Here is a 519-nt window from a genome sequence, read left to right as displayed (position 1 = left end):
TTTCCATTGTAAAGGAGAAATCCGAATGGATTTTTTGGACAATATCACCATTCACATCTTCAAAAGATGTTCGTAATGACTCATGTCTGTCCACCAGTTTTTGAAAGATTTTCTCTACTTTTTTAGAGTCAATATCGCCTTTTACCGCAAAAAGTCTCGGCATATTGTAAACCGTTCCTCTTTCTAGCTGCTGCACCATGTACATTCTTTTTTGGGCAGAAGAGATTTCATACACATCCTGTATGGCACAAACAGGGATCTGTTCATAGCGAATTTCGACTTGATCTTCTAAATACTCACTTAATTCCTTGACGGTTTGGTGATCAAAGATCGCCTTCAATGACACATTCATTTGTAAAACTTCATACAGCTTATTTATCAACACTGTAGCCTTTAAAGAATGACCGCCTAAATCAAAGAAGTTGTCATGAATTCCGATTTTTTCTACTCCGAGAACATCTGACCATACGCTGGCCAAGGTTTCCTGGACATCATTCTCCGGAGCTGCGTAATCTGCTG

At 38.9% G+C, this 519-nt stretch carries 1 protein-coding gene; it reads right to left on the bottom strand.

Annotation, left to right across the window (positions count from 1 at the left end; all coding sequences use genetic code 11):
* Positions 1-519, bottom strand: a 519-nt coding sequence (locus OQ477_RS20810; RefSeq protein ID WP_265973603.1) for a condensation domain-containing protein, incomplete at both ends; no start/stop codon positions are given.

The sequence above is a fragment of the Bacillus sp. ChL18 genome, assembly GCF_026241425.1.
Taxonomy (GTDB): domain Bacteria; phylum Bacillota; class Bacilli; order Bacillales; family Bacillaceae; genus Bacillus; species Bacillus velezensis.
This window is presented reverse-complemented; position numbering and strand designations above follow the sequence as displayed.